Raw genomic sequence first — 16,911 nt, 5'->3', positions numbered from 1 at the left:
TGAAGCCGCCAATGAATGAAGGGACGTGAGGTGAAGACCAGCAATCGCATGAATGTAAAGATACGCGCAATTGCGGCCATGCTTGTCCTTGCCGCGCCAGCCGCGGCGCAGTCCCAAGCGGAGCGACTGGATGACATTGCGCGGTTCTTTGCCAATGCCGATCTGGTCGCGGCGCCGGACATCGTGGATTGCACCCTGTCGCAAGGGGCCGAAGCCCGATGCGCCCGTATCACGGTTGTGGCAGATCCCCAGACCTACACGCCCGGGCCCTGGTGTCCGACCCATATAGACAACACCGCCGAGGCGGGTGGCATCTGGTTCCATGAAGGTGAGGTCCATGACGTGGACGGCGCTTTCATCGAAAACCTTGCAACGCTCTACGGCGATACGAATTGGCAATTGTTCGATCCGGAAACCGGCGAGGTGCGATATACCGGAACGCTGGAGGCCTGCGAGGCCGCAGCGCGTCCGGATGTGGATCCAGATTACCAGAACAACTGCGTCCAATGCTTGCCCGAATACATGCCGGAAGATGCCAGCGTAACCTATGTCATCCCCTTGCAACCGTGGCCGGCCGATCGTCCGAGTCCCACCAACATGTCGGGCTCGGGTGTGGCATGGAATGGTATCCGCCTGGACGGTCCTGCACCCGTTGATGCAATCCTGGCCGCCTATACCATTGCGCCGTTTGATGATTGCGGCGGGCATGTGAACCTGCATGTCGGCTACCACTACCACGCCGTGACCGATTGCCTGGACGGCGCTGAGACTGCCACCGATGGAATGATGGACGGGCAGGGCGCCCAGATCGGCATTGCGATGGATGGTCACCCGATTTTTGCCCATGAAATGGCTGATGGCACCGTGCCGGACGACCTTGATCAATGTAATGGGCATGTGAGCGACGGCACGCCCTATCACTACCATGCAGGTGCCGCCGGATCGAATGCGATCCTGGGCTGCCTCAGCGCCCAGGCGGGCTGCGTCCTGGAAGACCCTGATGACATCTGTGATGCCTCTGCCCGCCGACCGCGGCCTTAGCTGACTTGCGAAAGGATGACCCCATGTCACGCCCCTTGACCTACGGACCGATCTCGCGCGTGAACCACTGGTTGATCGCAATTGTCATGATCGGGATGCTGTGTTTCGGCCTCTACCTCGGCTATAGCGATTTGCCTCGGGAGGAGCGCGGCCCGCTGATCGGTATCCACAGATCACTTGGCGTGCTGGTGTTGATCGTGGGTCTGTGGCGCGTGGGATGGCGCCTCGTGGAGGGGTTCCCAATCGAGGCCGCCACCCTGCCCATATGGCAAGCTCGGCTGTCGCGCTGGATCCACTGGCTTTTGTTGGCGGGGGTTCTGCTGATGCCGTTATCGGGCATCATCTCGTCGGTCTTTCGCGGCAGACCGGTGGAGGTCTTCGGTTGGTTCACCATCCCCGCGCAGAGCGAGGTCGACTGGCTCGCCGCGCTTGGTGGGGGGATCCATTCAGCGCTAGGCATCAGTCTGTGCATCGCCGTGCTCGTCCATGTCGGTGCGGCGTTGAAACGCCACGCAATCGACCGTGACGTCACGCTGATCCGCATGCTCACAGGTCGCGCCCGCCAGGGGTAAAGCCAACCTCTGACTGGGCGCATGCTATTTCGATCAGAAAGGACACATGTCATGCCGTCTCGGCTTCTACTGCTCACCGCTATCGTCACGTTTTCTACAACCGCCGCCATGGCACAGGACGCGGAGATGGGCTTCTTCATCACCAGCGAGAACCCGGGAAACGGCGCAGATCTGGGCGGGCTGGAGGGTGCCGATGCTCATTGCACCAGCTTAGCCGAGGCGGCGGGCATCACCGGGCGGGTCTGGGCCGCATATTTGTCGAGCAGTGCCGAAGATGCGCGTGATCGGATCGGCAGCGGCCCTTGGTCGAACGCCAACGGAGTGATCGTCGCCGACAGCATCGAGACGCTGCATGGCGATGCCAACACCATCACCAAGGAAACCGCACTCACGGAAACAGGCGAGGTGGTCAAAGGGCGCGGGGATGAGCCGAACCGTCACGATATTCTGACGGGTTCCGCGCCCGATGGTACCTTGATGGGCGATGCCTGCGCCGACTGGACATCAAGGGGCGAGGGATCGGCCATGGTGGGACGCCACGATCGCACGGGCGGAGGGGATCATCCAACTTCTTGGAATTCAGCGCATGCCTCGCGGGGATGCGGATTGGAGGCGTTGCGTGGGACAGGAGGCGACGGGTTGTTCTACTGCTTTGCAGTTGAGTGACGCATGGCTACCGACATGTAACCTATCGGGTGACAGGGTCCGGCTGCTGGTCAGCAAAATCCGCTTAGGCACCGACGGAAACGCCGACCGGGCACGTGCATACGACACGGAGCTAAAACCAGAACATGTCGGCTAGGATTACAAATGGCAGAGCGCATCTCACCCCTGAAGATCATCGCCTATATCGTCATGCTCTCGGCCGGCGCGGCCATGGTCATCTCGACCTTTGGCAATCCAGCAGACGCACAGGATCAGTCCGATTTGCCGCTCGAGATCACCAACCTGATGCTGACGGAGACAGATCCTGATTGTGCGGCCTACGTGGATTGCTACGCCTCGAGTGTGATGGACCTGCAGCAGCGGCGCAATTTCACCGGCCATGTGTTGGTCACCGCGGGGGACGCCGCCTGCCAGCTCCAATCCAACGGCATTCCAAACCACGATTTCGGTGATGCGGAGCGAAACTTCGCAACGCCCGCAGCCGAGATCGACCACGATTTCTCCATTCCTCGGTCTCCGCGTCAGGCCGAGACGGCAACAGCCCTTTCCCATGGGCGCTTTGACGGAATTCTGCTCAACGGGGTTGTGCTCCATATCTTGTCGGCTGGTTGCTATGATCCAGATGGTCCTCGTGTCGATGCGAATGGCAATGTGCAGGCCGGATGCCCCGCAGATCATCCCTGGCTGCTGGATCCGATGGCCGAGAATGCGCCGTTTGCCGAAGATACCCACAATGGGCACACACAGCCCGATGGCATGTATCACTATCACGGAAATCCGATGGCGCTGTTCGACTCGGCGCCTGGCCCGGACGGGTCGCCTGTTATCGGCTTTGCCGCCGACGGGTTTCCCATCTATGGCAGCTATTTCCGTGATGCGTCGGGCACGGTCCGTCAGGCAGTTTCGGGGTATGAGCTGCGGGATGGCGACCGACCGACAGGCAATGGCAATCCCGGCGGTACCTATGACGGCCTCTACCGTGCCGACTATGTCTACACGGGCGCGGGCGATCTGGACGAATGCAATGGCATGACGGTCGATGGCCAATACGCCTATTACATCACCGACAGCTTTCCTTGGGCGATGGCCTGTCTAACAGGAACTCCCGACCCGTCTTTTATGCGCCGTTGAACCGATGCGCCCGAGTGGAGCGGCAAAGAACGTATGAGTCCGAACGTTCGTAAGCTCATCCCAAGCTTGGGTTGAAACGAAATCCGCCTGACCTGTATGATCCATTCCAAGCCTAGGCACGGCGATGATTATCCGAGACTCAACTGCGAAATGACCCGCTCAGACAGCGTTAGGCGGGCGATCTCGCGCGCCAATGTGCTCGACCAATGGCTCACATGGCTCGGGCTCTGTCTGTTTGCTTCGACGCCCTTGTAGAAGACGAACCGAAACGGTGACCTGACGGTTCATCCGCTTTGCATCAGAAATGCGAGAACCCTTGAGCGGTAGAGGAGCCCTTCGACGCGCCCGGCCCGTAGAACGGGAAACACGCGGTGAGGATGCTGCAGAAACATCTCGGCTGCATGGACGATATCCTCGTCGATCTCGATGGTGACAACACGATCGCTCATATGTTCGGCGACATTACCCCTCCATTCGCGATGGTAGCTGGCGTGAAGGACGGTGCGAAAACAGTCCTTTTGCGACAGGATGCCAACCAAGTCGCCATTGTCACCGATGACAGGTGCCGCAGCCGCAGCCGCGTCGACCAGCATCGCGGCAGCACGTCGGATTGGGGTGTCCGGTGACAGGATGGGTACGTCCCTCCGGACGATCTCGCTTACGGAATGGGCGATCATGTCGCCTCGCTTTCCACCTTGCCCCGGCGCAGCGGGCAATCCGCGCAGCGTGCGTGAACCAGGCGATCTGCCGCCCCGCAACTCGTCCGGACAGGGCCGCGTCCGAATGCCAATCCGAGGCCGAGCCCTCCTGCGGCGAGGGCAAAAACCGCTATGGCGAAGAGGATTTCTGTCATGCCGTAATCTCCCTTATAAAAGGACCTCGTGGATTGGGCCCGTTTCAACGGACCGGAGCACGCCGCCGTCTTCGATCAGGAAGAACGCGGCAAGGTTCATGGAGGTGGCGAGATCGGGGCCAGCCTCCGCCCCCGCTGCGCAAAGGGCCGTCGCCCACCCATCCGCCGACATCGCGTTCTCAGCGACCACCGTCACCGAGCGGAGCGCGCCGGAAACCGGAGCGGCGGTGCCGGTGTGGATGATGTGGCTGTAGAGTCGGTCGTCCAGCCGATAGCTCTGCGTCCAGAGGCCCGATGTCGCGACCGCCGCGCCCGATGGCAAGCGGATCGTAGGCGAGGCTCCGACAGAGGCATCCGGCGTATCGATGGCCACGCGCCAGTCACGTGCATTCGGGTGTTGCCCTCGGGCGATGAACTCCCCGCCCACCTCCAGGAGGAAACTGCTGACGCCTGCCTCTTCGATGCGATCTGCGGCCCGGTCGAGGGCCCACCCCTTGGCGATCCCGCAGAGGTCGAGCGTGAGATCATCCCGCGTTTTTCGGATCATCTCGGCATCCGCAGAAAGCCCGCGCCAGTCAGGCGCGCCGCCCTCGTGGATCGGGCCAAACCCCCATCGCGCGACAAGGGGACCAACGGTTGGATCGAAGGCGCCGTCGCTTTGGCGGGCGATGGTCAGCGCAGCCTCCGTCACATTGGCAAGCTCGGCGTTGCTGATCGGCGCCTCGGTTGAACTGGCATTGAAACGGGCAATGATGCTGTCTGCACGCCAGGGGGAGAACACGCGATCAACCTCGCCGAACAGGTGTTCGATCATCGGCCTGAGCCGCGCGATATCGACATCCGATGCGGTGACAAGCCGCCACGTGGTGCCGAAGGCATGGCCGGACAAAGTCGCAATCTCTGCGCCAAAGGCGGCGCGGGGCAGGATCAGCGTCGCGCCTAGTAGCCCAAGGGCGCTCCGACGCGACGGTTGGAATGTAGACTTTTGCATGGGTCAGGCTCCGAAATCATCGTAGAAGATCGCTGCGGGTTGCACGCCGAGACGATCCAGCGTGGCGAGCACAGCAGAGATCATCACTGGCGGGCCGCAAAGGTAGTATTCGCACTCCTCCGGAGCGGGATGATCGGCAAGCTCAGCCCGAAGGGTTTCGTGGATAAAGCCGGTGGCGCCGGTCCAGCGGTCGCCCGGGGCAGGGTCGGAGAGCGCGGGCGTCCAACTGAAGGTGCGATGCGCCGCTGCCTGCTCTGTAAATTCTTCTGAGTAAAAGAGGTCTTCGAGCGATCTCGCGCCGTAGAGATACCGGATGCGGCGCGCGCTGCCCCTTGCGAGTTCCTGATGGATCATCGCGCGCAGGGGCGCCATGCCGACCCCGCCGCCGACAAAGATCATCTCCCGATCAGTCTCCTGAATATGGAAATCGCCGAAAGGCCCTGAGAGCAAGATGTCATCCCCCGGCTTGAGAGAAAACAGCCAGGACGAGACGATGCCGGGCGGCACCTCATCCTCCCGACCCGGCGGCGGGACGGCGAGACGGATATTGAACACCGCCCGTCCGACATCATCGGGGCGGCTCGCGATGGAATAGGCGCGTGTGACATCGATCTCCGATTGCGCCCGAAGAGACCGCCATCCGGCGATCTCCCACGTCTCTGTGAAATTCGGTGGCACATCGATTGCGCTGAAATCGAGCGCGTAGGGCGGTGCGGTGATCTGCATGAAATCACCGGCCCGGAACTCCGATGAGCGGTCCGGCGGCAGATCCACGATGATCTCACGGATCAGTGGCGCCAGCATGCGCACCGACGCGACCTTGCAGGGAAATCCACCGCCCGCGTTGAGGATGTCGTCGGGCACCGTAACCGCGCAATCCCCGCGCACCCGCGTCTGGCAGGCCAATCGCACATGGGCGCGGCGTTCGCTGGGGGAAAGCAGACCACGCTCGGTGACCTGCGGCTCGCCAGCCCCTTCACCGGTCACCGTCACCCGGCAGAGGCCGCAGGTGCCGGACCCACCGCAGGCCGCCGGGATATACACGCCCCCATCATGCAGCACCGACAAAAGCGCATCCCCACGCTCGGCCGAGAGATGCCGCGCCGCGTTGACGGAGACATCGAAGGCCGTGTCAGGCACCAGCCATCGGCGCAGCAGAACCAGACCGACGGCCAGTCCCACCACCAAAGCGAAAATCGTCGCGCTGCCCAGTAGCACCTCATTCATAGCGTCGCCGCCATCTGAGCGAAGGACGCGAAGCCGAGCGACATCAGCCCGGCCAGAACAAAGGCGATCCCCAGACCGCGGAGCCCTGCGGGCAAGTCGGCATAGGCCAGCCGCGAGCGGAGCGCGCCAAGCATCACGACGGCCAACGCAAAGCCAAACCCGCTGCCCAGGCCGAACACGGCAGATTCGGCGAGCGTGTAGCTGCGCTCGACCATGAACAGGCTCCCGGCCAGGATCGCGCATTGAACCGTCAGCAGTGGAAGGAAGACACCGAAACTCGCATGGATCTTCGGAAAGAACCGGTCGAGGATCATCTCGACCACCTGCACCGCCGCTGCAATGACACCGATGAACGCGATCAGCGACAGGTAAGACAGGTCAAGCTCCGGCATCCCGGCCCATGCCCAGGCGCCGGGGGCCAGCACCGCCTCGTAGATCAGGTGATTGAGCGGCACCGTAACCGTCAGAACGCCGGTCATCGCCATGCCGAGCCCAAGCGCCGCGTCCGCCCGTTTCGACAAGGCGAGAAACGTGCACAAGCCGAGGAACAGGATCAGCGGCATGTTGTCGACAAATGCCGCATCGAGGAAGAGGCCCCAGAGACCACTCATTCCGCTGCCTCCACCTGTCCGGGCGGGATATGCTCCCGCGCTTCGGCCTGTTCGGGCCACCAGCTGCGCACGGCCCAGACGAGCAGGCCCAGAAGGAAGAAGGCCGATGGAGCCAGCAGCATCAAGCTAAGCGGCGTGAACCACCCGCCTGTATCAGCCAAGGGCAGCACCTGCACACCAAAAAGCTCGCCCTTGCCAAACAGCTCTCGCAGCGCCCCGATCACAAGCAGCACCAGTGAATATCCCAGCCCGTTGCCGAAGGCGTCGATCATGGCGGGCATCGGCGCGTTGTGGCGGGCATAGGCCTCCGTCCGGCCCAGAACGAGACAGTTCGTCGTGATCAAGCCGACATAGACCGACAGCGCGCGGCTGATCTCAGCGAAATAGGCCTGCAGAATCTGATCTATGACGATGACCAGCGATGCAACGATCACGATCTGCACGATCAGACGGATCGTGTCGGGGATGTGTCTGCGGATCACGCTGATGAAACCGGCGGCGAGCGTCAGCACAACGGTCAGAGAGATCGACATGGTCAGCGCCGTGGCCAGCGTCGTGGTCACCGCCAGGGCCGAGCAAATGCCGAGGATCTGCAGCGTCACGGGGTTCTGCCGGATAAGCGGCTCGGTCAGGGCGCGCCAATATTTGGGTCGGGTGCTCATCGCCTAGAACTCACCCCGCCGGATCGCATCAAGCAACGGGCCATATCCGTCCGGCCCCATCCAGAACCGGACCATCTGCGTGACACCGCGTGTCGTGATGGTTGCGCCGGTGATCCCGTCGACCTCATGCATGCCCGACGCGTTGCCGCGTGCTGCGCGAAAGCGCATCTCGCCACCCGCATCGCGCAGTTGGGTGCCTGGGAAACTGGCCTGCCATGAGGCCTCGTCGATCCGCCCACCGAGCCCAGGCGTTTCGGAATGCGCGGTGATGGCGATACCCGCGATGGTGTTGGTATCGGCCTGCAGCGCGAGGATCGCATCGATCCGCCCGCCATAGCCCTGCCCGCTGAGGGGCAGCAGGACAAGCGAGACGCGCTCCGCCTCGTTCCGCAACAGAAACACCTGCGCGTAGTCGGGGCGCTGGCCAAGCCCGGCCAGGTCGGCGCCTGGATCCAGCGCCGTCCAGTTCCCCGCATCGGCCAGGGCGGCATTGAGCGTGTCGGGCGTCACCCCGTCAGCAGCCCGCCCAGAACCAAGATCCACAACCACCGTCGACAGCGTTCCGCCCGCTTGCACTAGAAGCTCACTCATGCCGGGAATGCCTTGCACCAGCGCTTCGATCCGCGCCTGCTCTTCAGCGGCGCGGTTAGCCGATTGGATTGGCCTCAGGACAACGGTGGCCCCACTGACCAGCGCCGCTGAGAAGGCCGAAACAAGAAAGGCCATGACGATGGTTTTCGTCCGGCTGTTGTTCGGCAGCGCCAGAAAGCGGCGCCAGGGATTGTAATCACGTACGGCCATGGCGCCTCCTGCGGCGATGCACCCAAAGGGAAAGAGCGATGTCATCAAAAAGCGGCGCGGCGAGCGACGACAGCAGTGCCGCTGCCACCGCGATCTGCGGCGGGGCCGCGCCCGACCATGCCGAAGCAAAGAGCAGCAAAAGCGCCGCGTAGAGCGCGCCTTGCAAACAGCGGCCAAGCAGGGTGGACGAACTCGTCACCGGATCGGCCACCAGAAGAACAAGCGCGATCCCCGCCGCGTAGAGCACAGGGTTGGAGACCAACCCAAGGCCCGCAGCCAAGGCGCCAAGCGATGCCGCCACGATCAGAAGGGCCGCGGGCATGACCCCGATCATCATCCCAAGAAGGCCAGCCGGGATCGCCGCCCAGGCAAGCGGCGCGTCGAAGACCGGCCAAGGGGCTGCCGGGAACCCGAACCCGAAAAACGCGAGCGTCACGGTGGCCGGGCTGACCACGTTGCGGCCCCAACCGCCAAAGACCAGCTCGCCCATGACCACGCCGAACGTGATGCCAAGCGTGAGTTGGAACAGCCCGAGTTCCTCTGGCGAGAGCATTGCAATGGCCAGCGCGGTCACAAGGGCCGACAGCGACGGCGGCTGCGCCCGCACCAGCATGAAGACCAGATGCCAGATCGCGATCACCAGAAGGGTGAACGCCCATCTGGAGAGAGCCTGCCCGCCACCAAGCCAGATCCAGAAGACGGCCAGCGGCAGCAGCGAGGCCAGTGTCAAGGTCGCGACGGTCTCACGGGTCCAGAGGCCTCGAGTCATGGTGCATACTCCACGCGGATGCGGTCCAGCATGGCGCGCACCTGCTGCATGATCCCGCCATCTGCGCCGAGCGCGTAATCGGCAAGCGCGACATCTTCCTCAAGCAGGGACAGGAGACCCAAATCCATTGCCAATTCATCGTCACCCGCCCCAAGCGCGCGGATGAATGGCGTTGCATGCAGTACTGCGCCGAGCGACTGGTTCAGAGCGGCGGTCGGGATCACCGGGCGCGTCGCCGCGGTCTCGGTCAGTGCGGCGATCAGCCAATGTGGACGCGGGCGCGCCTCATCTCGCGGTAGGACGGTGACCTGCCTGTGCCGGTGCCCCAGCCACCGGGCGGGGCGACCATCCAGATGCGAGCCCGACATCAGCACATGAGGCCCCGGCGCGGCGATCCGTCGGGTCAGTTGGCGCAGATCGGCGCCGGGATGCGTGCGGACGCTCAGGCCCTCGCGCAAACCCGCACCGGCAATCCGCAGAAGCCGCGTGACCGGCAGCGCGCCGGTATCCAGCAATTCGCCCAGATCGGCGACATCCTCTGCATGGATGTCCCAGACCGTGGCATCGAGACCGGCTGGGAAGGCCTGGTGGATCCGGATGCCGGCGCTGCCCTGCGGGTGGCGCGGCCCGCAAGTGATCCAGCGGAGATCGCCTTCCTTGGTTTGGACGCCCGGCACCTTGGACCCGTCGGGCCAGCAGACAAAGACCGGCCCATCCGTCACGCTGTAGAGCGCGGCGAGGCCGCGTTCAAAAGAGGCCTCGCGCCCTTCCAAGGCCTGTTGCGGATCGGGCGCGTAGGGGCGCGTATCCACCCCCATGACAAAGATCGCCGCCGGCACCTCGTCCCCCTTTGGCATGCCGCCAAAGGGACGTCGCCTCAGCCGCGGCCAGAAGCCAGCGGTCTGCATCAGTCGCCGCAACTCGGCGCCGGTTGTCGAGGCGGCGATGGCGTGGCGCGCGATACCACCGTTTTCCTCGCGAAACAGAATGATCTCCGAGAGCTTTCGCCCAGGTAAGAGCGAAATCCGGGCAACGCGCCCGGGGATCGGCGCGACCAGGCAGATGTCGGGCGCATTCCGGAGGCAGGCAACAGCCGCGCCCCTGGCCACAAGCTCTCCCTCGGCCACCAGCGGTGTCACGTGGAGCGCCTGGCCAAATGGTGGCTGAACGCCGGCCTCCTCCGTGGCCACGTCCAAGATGTCCGTGTTTTCATGTGGAGACGGGAATTCTGGGATTAACCCCGCTCCGGAACGGAAAAACGTCATTCAGCCTCCGGTATCTTCCTCCGCCATCGCACCTGGCGGGTCGGACCAGACGCTATCAACGTCTGAGCCCGGCAAATATGATCGAGATCAAGGTTTCGGTGCCCGCCGCTCCGTAAAGTGCAGAACATTGTGGCGATCGGGAGAGGAGAGCGAATATGGGTATTCAAGGTCATCTGACGGCGCGCTCGCTCATCCTATGCGCTGCGTCCGGGCTCCTGTTTCTCAGCGTCAGCGCTTTCGCCCAAGTGGCGCCCGAAACCGAGGCGGAGGAAGGCGTTATTCCCTTCGCGCTGCCTCAGTCCGGGCCGTTTACACCCGCGGACATCGACATCGAGAACAATCAGGCGATCTCTGACTGGTTCCGCTCGGCCCATGCAAACGCGGCCGCCGACGCGTTCAGTCACTGGGACGATGATGGTGAAATCCGTCCCGCCTGCGCCACCTGCCATTCGGGGGAGGGGTTTCGGGACTTTCACGGCCTAGACGGGACATCGGCGGGCGTCGTGGACGGCCCCATCAATGTGGGCGGTGTCGTCGATTGCGGCACGTGCCACCACTCGGGCCTATCCGAAATCACTGAAATCACCTTTCCCAGCGGGCTCGTCCATCCGGTCACCGGTGTCGAAGCCTCCTGCCTGACTTGCCATCAGGGCCGGACAGCAGGCGTCGATGTGGTTGAAGCGACCGACGGCCTTGCCGTGGACGAACCGAATGAGGAATTGCGGTTCATCAACCCGCATTACGCAACCGCCGCTGCCACGTGGCTGGGCGGCTATGGTGGCGCCGGATATCACTATGAGGGGCACGAATATTCCGGTCGCTTCTTCCACGCTCGGCCGGTCGAAAGCTGCAATTCATGCCATGAGCCGCACACGCTGGAGGTCGCCTTCGAGCCGTGCCTGACTTGTCATGAGGCCAATAGCCTTCAGGACATCCGCATCGCTCGTCAGAGCTATGACGGAAGTGGCAACACATCGGTCGGGATCCGTTCTGATATCGAAGCCAATGCCGAGCGGCTTATGGACATGCTTCGGACCTATATGGACGATGTCGTCGGCGCGCCGGGCATCTATGACGCCAATCGATGGCCTTATTTTTTCGCCGATGCCAATGGTGATGGGGCGGTTGATATGGTCGACGGCGATCCGATCCCCTACAATGCATGGACCCCGCGAAGCCTGCGCACAGCCTACAATTGGCGGCTCGTGACCTCCGATCCCGGGAATTACGCTCACAACCCGCAATATTCCCTCGAACTGCTCTACGATGCGATGGAAGATCTCAGCGAACCGTTGGGCATAGATATGGAAGACCTCGATTTGCTGAGATAATCGCGCAAGACGACATGGCCTGCCCACAACGATCAACTGATCGCGCGTGGTAAAGAAGGATCGGGCGGCTGGTGTGCCCGAGATCCTTTGCCTGCGTCGCTGCTAGCGCCCAATCGTCGAACGCGGTATTGACGACGACGGGCGTGGGCTAGCCGCACCCGGTCTGGCTGCGCAGGTCCATACGGCCTTTCTCCGCTTCAGGACAGTTTCCCTAGCCTGCACATATCCGCTATATGGCGATTGATGAGATCGCCGAAGGTCTTGTGACGGTTTGTTTGGAGTGAGCCACCGAGCCACCGTGGAGGAGAGCTTGGTGAAGGTGGCCGTCTTCATGAGCAGCTCATATGTGAGAAGAGGCGATGTACTGGGCAGGTTCGGACATGCTAGGGCGCGCTTCAACGTAGTGGAAACCGCCTCCGATAGTTTGAAGATATTAAAATGAACATGAACCAGCATTCTAGACTGTCTGTTGCTCCGATGATGGATTGGACAGATCGGCATTGCCGATACTTTCATCGTATGATGACCCGCGAGACGCTGCTTTACACGGAGATGGTGACAGCAAGCGCGGTGATCCATGGCAATGCGGCGTGGCTGCTGGCTTATGATGCGGCGGAGCATCCGGTCGCACTGCAATTGGGTGGATCGGACCCGGCAGATTTGGCCGAGGCCGTGCGTCGGGTTGCGCCCTATGGTTATGATGAGATCAATCTGAACGTCGGATGCCCCTCGGATCGGGTCCAATCGGGATGTTTCGGGGCTGTGTTGATGCGAGATCCTGACCTTGTCGCCGATTGCGTGAAGGCGATGCAGGATACCAGCCCGGTTGAAGTCACCGTAAAGTGCCGGATTGGCGTGGATGACCAGGAGCCGGAAGAAGCTTTGCCCCGGTTTCTGGAGGCGATGGCGGAGGCGGGTATCCGTCGTGTAACCGTCCATGCGCGCAAGGCTTGGTTGCAGGGCTTGAGCCCGAAGCAAAACCGCGATGTGCCGCCCTTGAACTACCCCTTGGTCCACCGCGTGAAAGCGCGGTTTCCCGAGCTTCATCTGTCGATCAATGGCGGTATCACCACATTGGAGGCGGCGCTGGCACAGCTTGAGGCGGGGCTGGACGGGGTCATGATCGGGCGCGCGGCATATTACATGCCAGCCGACATTCTGCTGAGCGCCGATGAGCGGATCTTCGGGGCGGTTGCGATCCAGCGTGGCGCCGAAGATGTGGCGCGCGCGATGCTGCCCTATATCGAGGCCCATCTGTCGACCGGAGGCCGTTTGAACCAGATCACGCGGCATATGCTGGGATTATTCGCGGGCCGGCCCGGTGCGCGCCATTGGAAGCGTGTGTTGTCGGAAGAGGCGCATCGCGATGGGGCAGGGCCCGAGGTGGTGGAACGCGCTTTGTCCGGCGTGATCGAGCTGGCGGCGTGAGGCAAAGCGAAAGGTCAGATCTGCCGATCTGACCTGGCCCCGCGGCGCTCCCGCCTATTCGGTCGATGCCTACGGCCTCGCCTCATGGTTGGGCCGGGCGCGCCGCGGGCCTGCGGCCCAGTCGGCGCGGGGGCGTCGCGCGTGATTTGCGATTGCGAGAGCTGGGGCAGGCCGCTATACCCCGCGATGACGCACCCATAGCTCAGCTGGATAGAGCGCTGCCCTCCGAAGGCGGATGTCAAGTCTGGCGATCGCGAAAGGTGCTGGAAGAAAGAAGTGACTAAACAATGGCTTGAGCGGATGTCGGGTTCGCTCTTCAACAAGCCGAAAATCTCGCGTAAGCATGGCGTAAGCATTTCGCGAACGGTATGCACCCGTAGCTCAGCTGGATAGAGCGCCGCCCTCCGAAGGCGGAGGCCAGAGGTTCGAATCCTCTCGGGTGCGCCATTTTATACAGTAATATCAATGTCTCAGTGATCAGCATTTTTCCGAGCTTGCTGCTTACGTGGTGCTTACGCAGCCATTTGGGATAGGCCAGCGTTTTACCCGAGCTTTCTGAAACAATCATTGACCCGTGCTGAAACGTGCCAGTTCTACGTATTCGAATAGGACATTGTTTGCGGCGGCGTGGTCGCGCAATTCGCGAGCTGTCTCGCTTTCAACAGAGATTCTAGTTTCGGTCAGCCCTAAACGTGAAGGGGTTCCCGGAGGCGCTACAGCAGATTCTGCTGCGCCAGTCAAAAACAACAAACGATCAACCAAACACTCGCGGTCAAGCAAACGATCCTTCCTTGTTGTCTCGGTCATAATGTCAGGGACTGAAGGAGGCTAATCATGCTGACAAACTCACTGTTACAGCAAGACAAGGATCACGTCGTCCACCCGATGGTTTCTCTCCGGCATCATGAACGCCGAGGGGCCACAGTGATACGCTCCGCAGATGGCTGTTTCGTGACCGACATCGAAGGAAACACACTACTCGACGGATTTGCTGGTCTTTGGTGTGTCAATGCAGGTTATGGGCAGCAAAGTTTGGTAGACGCTGCATCGGAGCAGATGTCTCGGCTGCCATATGCGACTCAATACTTCCACTATGGCTCAGAGCCTCCGATCAAGCTGGCATCGCGATTGATCGATCTTGCGCCAGCATCATTGGATCATGTGTTCTTTACACTTGGTGGGTCTGACGCAATCGACACTGTCATCCGTCTGATCCGCTATCACTCAAACGCCCTGGGGCAACCGAACCGAAAGCACATTATTGCCTTGGAACGTGGGTTCCATGGGTCTAGCTCAAACGGGTCTGGATTGACCGGGCTACCGGTTTTTCACGACAAGTTCGACGTTCCTACTCCACAGCAGCACCATATCCCCTGTCCGGACCCTTATCGACACCCCTCCGGACCTGATGGCCAAGCGATCATTGATGCATCTGTAGCGGCCCTGCAAGCCAAGGTAGAAGCTCTCGGCAAAGAAAACGTCGCTGCTTTCTTCTGCGAATTGGTCATGGGATCGGGCGGTGTTGTGGTTCCGCCCGATGGGTTCGCAACAACCATGCAGGCGGCATGCCGCGATCTCGGGATTCTGTTCGTTGTTGACGAAGTCATCACGGGTTTCGGCCGTACAGGTCCGCTCTTTGCGTGCGAACATGAGGGCATCGAGCCAGACTTCATGACTGTGGCGAAGGGCCTAACCTCCGGTTACGCACCTATGGGCGCTGCGATGATGTCCGATGAGGTCTATCAAGTGCTTGCGGATGCCGTGCCTGATGGCACGCCGCTCGGACACGGCCTAACCTACTCTGGTCATCCGGTCAGTGCTGCAGTTGGCCTCGCTGCGCTGGATCTTTACCAGGGTTCACTTGTTCAAAACGGCACCAAAGTTGGCGAGTACTTCGGAAAGCGCCTACGTGAATTCGAAGGACATTCGCTTGTTGGTCACGTTCGTTCGAAAGGCCTTTTAGCCGCGATTGAAGTAGTGGCTGACAAGTCGACCAAAGAAAAATTTGCCGCGCGAAGTGGGATCGGCAATATTCTTGGGGCCGTTGGATACAAAAATGATCTCATATTCCGCGCTTTCGCAGACGGAATAATGGCGTTTGCTCCGCCTATCTGTATTTCGGAAGATGAAGTGGATATCTTGATCGACCGCATCGCACGCACTCTCAATACCGTTGAAAAGGAACTCTCATGACAAAACCTGAACTGATCGATTTCGAGGCCCTCACCTTCGACGTCTACGGAACACTTATCGATTGGGAGTCCGGAATGGTAGCTGGCCTGAAACCACTGACCGATGCTCTAGAGGCCGACGGTCGCGGCCTTACCCGCGATCAGATCCTGGAGGCGCATGCATTCCATGAGAGCACGCAACAGCGGTGGACTCCGGGAATGCGCTATCGTGATCTGCTTCCAATCGTCTACAAGCGACTGGCGGAAGAATGGGGTCTCGAAATAACCCTGGCGGACTGCATCGCCTATGGGAAATCAGTCCGTGATTGGCCAGCCTTTGCAGACAGTGCCGGCGCGCTGCAGTACCTGAAGCAGCACTACAAGCTTGTGGTCCTGTCGAACGTCGACAACGAGAGCTTCTCGCACTCCCTCAAGAAGCTGGGTGTTGAGTTCGATGCGGTATATACGGCTGAAGATGTCGGTTCCTACAAGCCTGAAGACCGTAACTTCGATTACATGTTGGAGAAGCTTGATCGCTTGGGTGTTGCAAAGGACAAGATTTTGCACACTGCGGAGTCTATGTTCCACGACCATGGCCCTGCGAACAAACATGGCCTTACATCTTGCTGGATCTATCGCCGTCACGAACAAGAAGGCTTCGGTGCAACGATGAATCCTGGTGAGATGCCATCATACAAGTTCCGTTTCAATTCCATGGCGGATCTTGCGAAGGCGCATCAGGCAAGCTTGCGCGGCGAGTGAAATAGCGGCATACCCACATGGTGAGACTTGACCGGATAGATGTAAAAATACTTGCCGAGCTTCAAAAGAACGGTCGGCTGACCAATGTCGAGCTCGCATCGCGTGTGGGATTGTCTGCAAGTCCTTGTCTCCAACGCACAAAGCAATTGGAGAAAGAGGGTTATATATCCAGTTTCCGGGCGGTTCTGGAATTGGCAAAAATTGGTGAGAGCGTCATGGTCTTCACAGAGATGACGCTCTCAGATCACCGAAGAAATGACTTCATTAAGTTCGAGCGCGAAATTCGTCGCTGGGACTCTGTTATTGAGTGTCACCTAATTAGTGGCGGATACGACTATCTGGTCAAATTCGTCGCGCGCTCAATCGCACACTACCAAGAAATCATGGAAGAAATCCTTGACCGTAACATCGGCCTGGAAAAATATTTCTCGTATGTCGTAATTAAGTCAGTCATTCCAGGTCGACCATTGCCACTAGAGATGATCGCAGATCGCGACTAACTTGGGTTTTGCAGATGCTGTAGCCAAACAACTGCAGCAATGCTGGCCGCTAGTGTAACCACGCAAAATAGCACAATTACCCACTTCGGCGGCGGCCCGCCATTTGGCGGAGGTCCAACGGGCGGCCGTT

Annotated in this window: 19 protein-coding genes and 1 tRNA gene; 10 read left to right on the top strand and 10 right to left on the bottom strand. The window is 60.8% G+C overall.

Features of this window, described 5'->3' with window-relative positions; all coding sequences use genetic code 11:
* Positions 1–15 precede the first annotated feature (15 nt).
* The 4 genes from V8J82_RS15135 (at position 16) to V8J82_RS15120 (ending at position 3,410) form a co-directional block, all read left to right on the top strand.
* The gene (locus tag V8J82_RS15135; RefSeq protein WP_339976230.1) at positions 16–1,041 is read left to right on the top strand and encodes a YHYH protein; all 1,026 of its coding nucleotides are present in this window, start codon (positions 16–18) and stop codon (positions 1,039–1,041) included.
* A gap of 23 nt (positions 1,042–1,064) precedes the next feature.
* On the top strand, positions 1,065–1,613 hold the full coding sequence (locus tag V8J82_RS15130; protein ID WP_339976229.1) for a cytochrome b: 549 nt from the start codon (positions 1,065–1,067) through the stop codon (positions 1,611–1,613).
* A gap of 51 nt (positions 1,614–1,664) precedes the next feature.
* Complete coding sequence (locus tag V8J82_RS15125) at positions 1,665–2,279, top strand: hypothetical protein (protein ID WP_339976228.1); 615 nt, start codon at positions 1,665–1,667, stop codon at positions 2,277–2,279.
* Positions 2,280–2,423: 144 nt separating this feature from the next.
* A complete protein-coding gene (locus tag V8J82_RS15120; protein WP_339976227.1) occupies positions 2,424–3,410 on the top strand; it encodes a YHYH protein in 987 nt (328 codons plus the stop codon).
* 284 nt (positions 3,411–3,694) lie between these two features.
* Here the strand turns inward: V8J82_RS15120 and V8J82_RS15115 are convergent, their stop codons facing one another.
* From V8J82_RS15115 to V8J82_RS15075, 9 genes are read right to left on the bottom strand one after another with little or no spacing between them, the layout of a single operon-like run.
* Positions 3,695–4,087 (bottom strand): CBS domain-containing protein, encoded by a 393-nt coding sequence (locus tag V8J82_RS15115; protein WP_339976226.1) that lies wholly within the window; start codon positions 4,085–4,087, stop codon positions 3,695–3,697.
* Positions 4,084–4,263, bottom strand: a complete 180-nt coding sequence (locus V8J82_RS15110) for a hypothetical protein (RefSeq protein WP_339976225.1) — start codon at positions 4,261–4,263, stop codon at positions 4,084–4,086. Before V8J82_RS15110 ends, V8J82_RS15115 begins: the two co-directional genes overlap by 4 nt.
* A gap of 13 nt (positions 4,264–4,276) precedes the next feature.
* On the bottom strand, positions 4,277–5,254 hold the full coding sequence (locus V8J82_RS15105; RefSeq protein WP_339976224.1) for an FAD:protein FMN transferase: 978 nt from the start codon (positions 5,252–5,254) through the stop codon (positions 4,277–4,279).
* A 3-nt stretch (positions 5,255–5,257) separates the two neighbouring features.
* The gene (gene nqrF, locus V8J82_RS15100) at positions 5,258–6,481 is read right to left on the bottom strand and encodes an NADH:ubiquinone reductase (Na(+)-transporting) subunit F (RefSeq protein WP_339976223.1); all 1,224 of its coding nucleotides are present in this window, start codon (positions 6,479–6,481) and stop codon (positions 5,258–5,260) included.
* The gene (gene nqrE, locus V8J82_RS15095) at positions 6,478–7,092 is read right to left on the bottom strand and encodes an NADH:ubiquinone reductase (Na(+)-transporting) subunit E (RefSeq protein WP_339976222.1); all 615 of its coding nucleotides are present in this window, start codon (positions 7,090–7,092) and stop codon (positions 6,478–6,480) included. Before nqrE ends, nqrF begins: the two co-directional genes overlap by 4 nt.
* Positions 7,089–7,754: an NADH:ubiquinone reductase (Na(+)-transporting) subunit D gene (locus tag V8J82_RS15090; RefSeq protein WP_339976221.1), complete on the bottom strand. Its 666-nt coding sequence runs from the start codon at positions 7,752–7,754 to the stop codon at positions 7,089–7,091. Before V8J82_RS15090 ends, nqrE begins: the two co-directional genes overlap by 4 nt.
* A gap of 3 nt (positions 7,755–7,757) precedes the next feature.
* Positions 7,758–8,555: an FMN-binding protein gene (locus tag V8J82_RS15085; RefSeq protein WP_339976220.1), complete on the bottom strand. Its 798-nt coding sequence runs from the start codon at positions 8,553–8,555 to the stop codon at positions 7,758–7,760.
* Positions 8,542–9,324, bottom strand: coding sequence for an RnfABCDGE type electron transport complex subunit D (locus V8J82_RS15080; protein ID WP_339976219.1), 783 nt, complete (start codon positions 9,322–9,324; stop codon positions 8,542–8,544). The genes V8J82_RS15085 and V8J82_RS15080 overlap by 14 nt, the downstream gene beginning before the upstream one ends.
* The gene (locus V8J82_RS15075) at positions 9,321–10,589 is read right to left on the bottom strand and encodes a Na(+)-translocating NADH-quinone reductase subunit A (RefSeq protein WP_339976218.1); all 1,269 of its coding nucleotides are present in this window, start codon (positions 10,587–10,589) and stop codon (positions 9,321–9,323) included. The genes V8J82_RS15080 and V8J82_RS15075 overlap by 4 nt, the downstream gene beginning before the upstream one ends.
* Before the next feature lie 155 nt (positions 10,590–10,744).
* Between V8J82_RS15075 and V8J82_RS15070 the strand changes: the two genes are divergently transcribed.
* The 3 genes from V8J82_RS15070 (at position 10,745) to V8J82_RS15060 (ending at position 13,795) form a co-directional block, all read left to right on the top strand.
* Entirely contained in the window at positions 10,745–11,920 is a 1,176-nt protein-coding gene (locus V8J82_RS15070) for a cytochrome C (RefSeq protein ID WP_339976217.1), read from the top strand.
* A 438-nt stretch (positions 11,921–12,358) separates the two neighbouring features.
* On the top strand, positions 12,359–13,348 hold the full coding sequence (dusA, locus tag V8J82_RS15065; RefSeq protein WP_339976216.1) for a tRNA dihydrouridine(20/20a) synthase DusA: 990 nt from the start codon (positions 12,359–12,361) through the stop codon (positions 13,346–13,348).
* Positions 13,349–13,718: 370 nt separating this feature from the next.
* Positions 13,719–13,795: transfer RNA gene (locus V8J82_RS15060), tRNA-Arg, on the top strand.
* 117 nt (positions 13,796–13,912) lie between these two features.
* Here V8J82_RS15060 and V8J82_RS15055 read toward each other — a convergent pair.
* The gene (locus V8J82_RS15055) at positions 13,913–14,155 is read right to left on the bottom strand and encodes a hypothetical protein (protein WP_339976215.1); all 243 of its coding nucleotides are present in this window, start codon (positions 14,153–14,155) and stop codon (positions 13,913–13,915) included.
* A gap of 27 nt (positions 14,156–14,182) precedes the next feature.
* Here V8J82_RS15055 and V8J82_RS15050 point away from each other — a divergent pair, with 27 nt between their 5' ends.
* Genes V8J82_RS15050 through V8J82_RS15040 form a run of 3 tightly spaced genes read left to right on the top strand, consistent with a single transcriptional unit; the run spans position 14,183 to position 16,781 of the window.
* A complete protein-coding gene (locus tag V8J82_RS15050) occupies positions 14,183–15,541 on the top strand; it encodes an aminotransferase class III-fold pyridoxal phosphate-dependent enzyme (RefSeq protein WP_339976214.1) in 1,359 nt (452 codons plus the stop codon).
* Positions 15,538–16,281, top strand: a complete 744-nt coding sequence (locus tag V8J82_RS15045) for a haloacid dehalogenase type II (protein ID WP_339976213.1) — start codon at positions 15,538–15,540, stop codon at positions 16,279–16,281. The genes V8J82_RS15050 and V8J82_RS15045 overlap by 4 nt, the downstream gene beginning before the upstream one ends.
* Before the next feature lie 17 nt (positions 16,282–16,298).
* Complete coding sequence (locus V8J82_RS15040) at positions 16,299–16,781, top strand: Lrp/AsnC family transcriptional regulator (RefSeq protein WP_339976212.1); 483 nt, start codon at positions 16,299–16,301, stop codon at positions 16,779–16,781.
* Positions 16,782–16,911 lie beyond the last annotated feature (130 nt).

Origin of the sequence: Gymnodinialimonas mytili, assembly GCF_037544085.1 — a bacterium.
GTDB lineage: Bacteria > Pseudomonadota > Alphaproteobacteria > Rhodobacterales > Rhodobacteraceae > Gymnodinialimonas > Gymnodinialimonas mytili.
The sequence above is the reverse complement of the archived record's forward strand: the minus strand, read 5'-3'. Positions and strand labels throughout refer to the sequence as shown.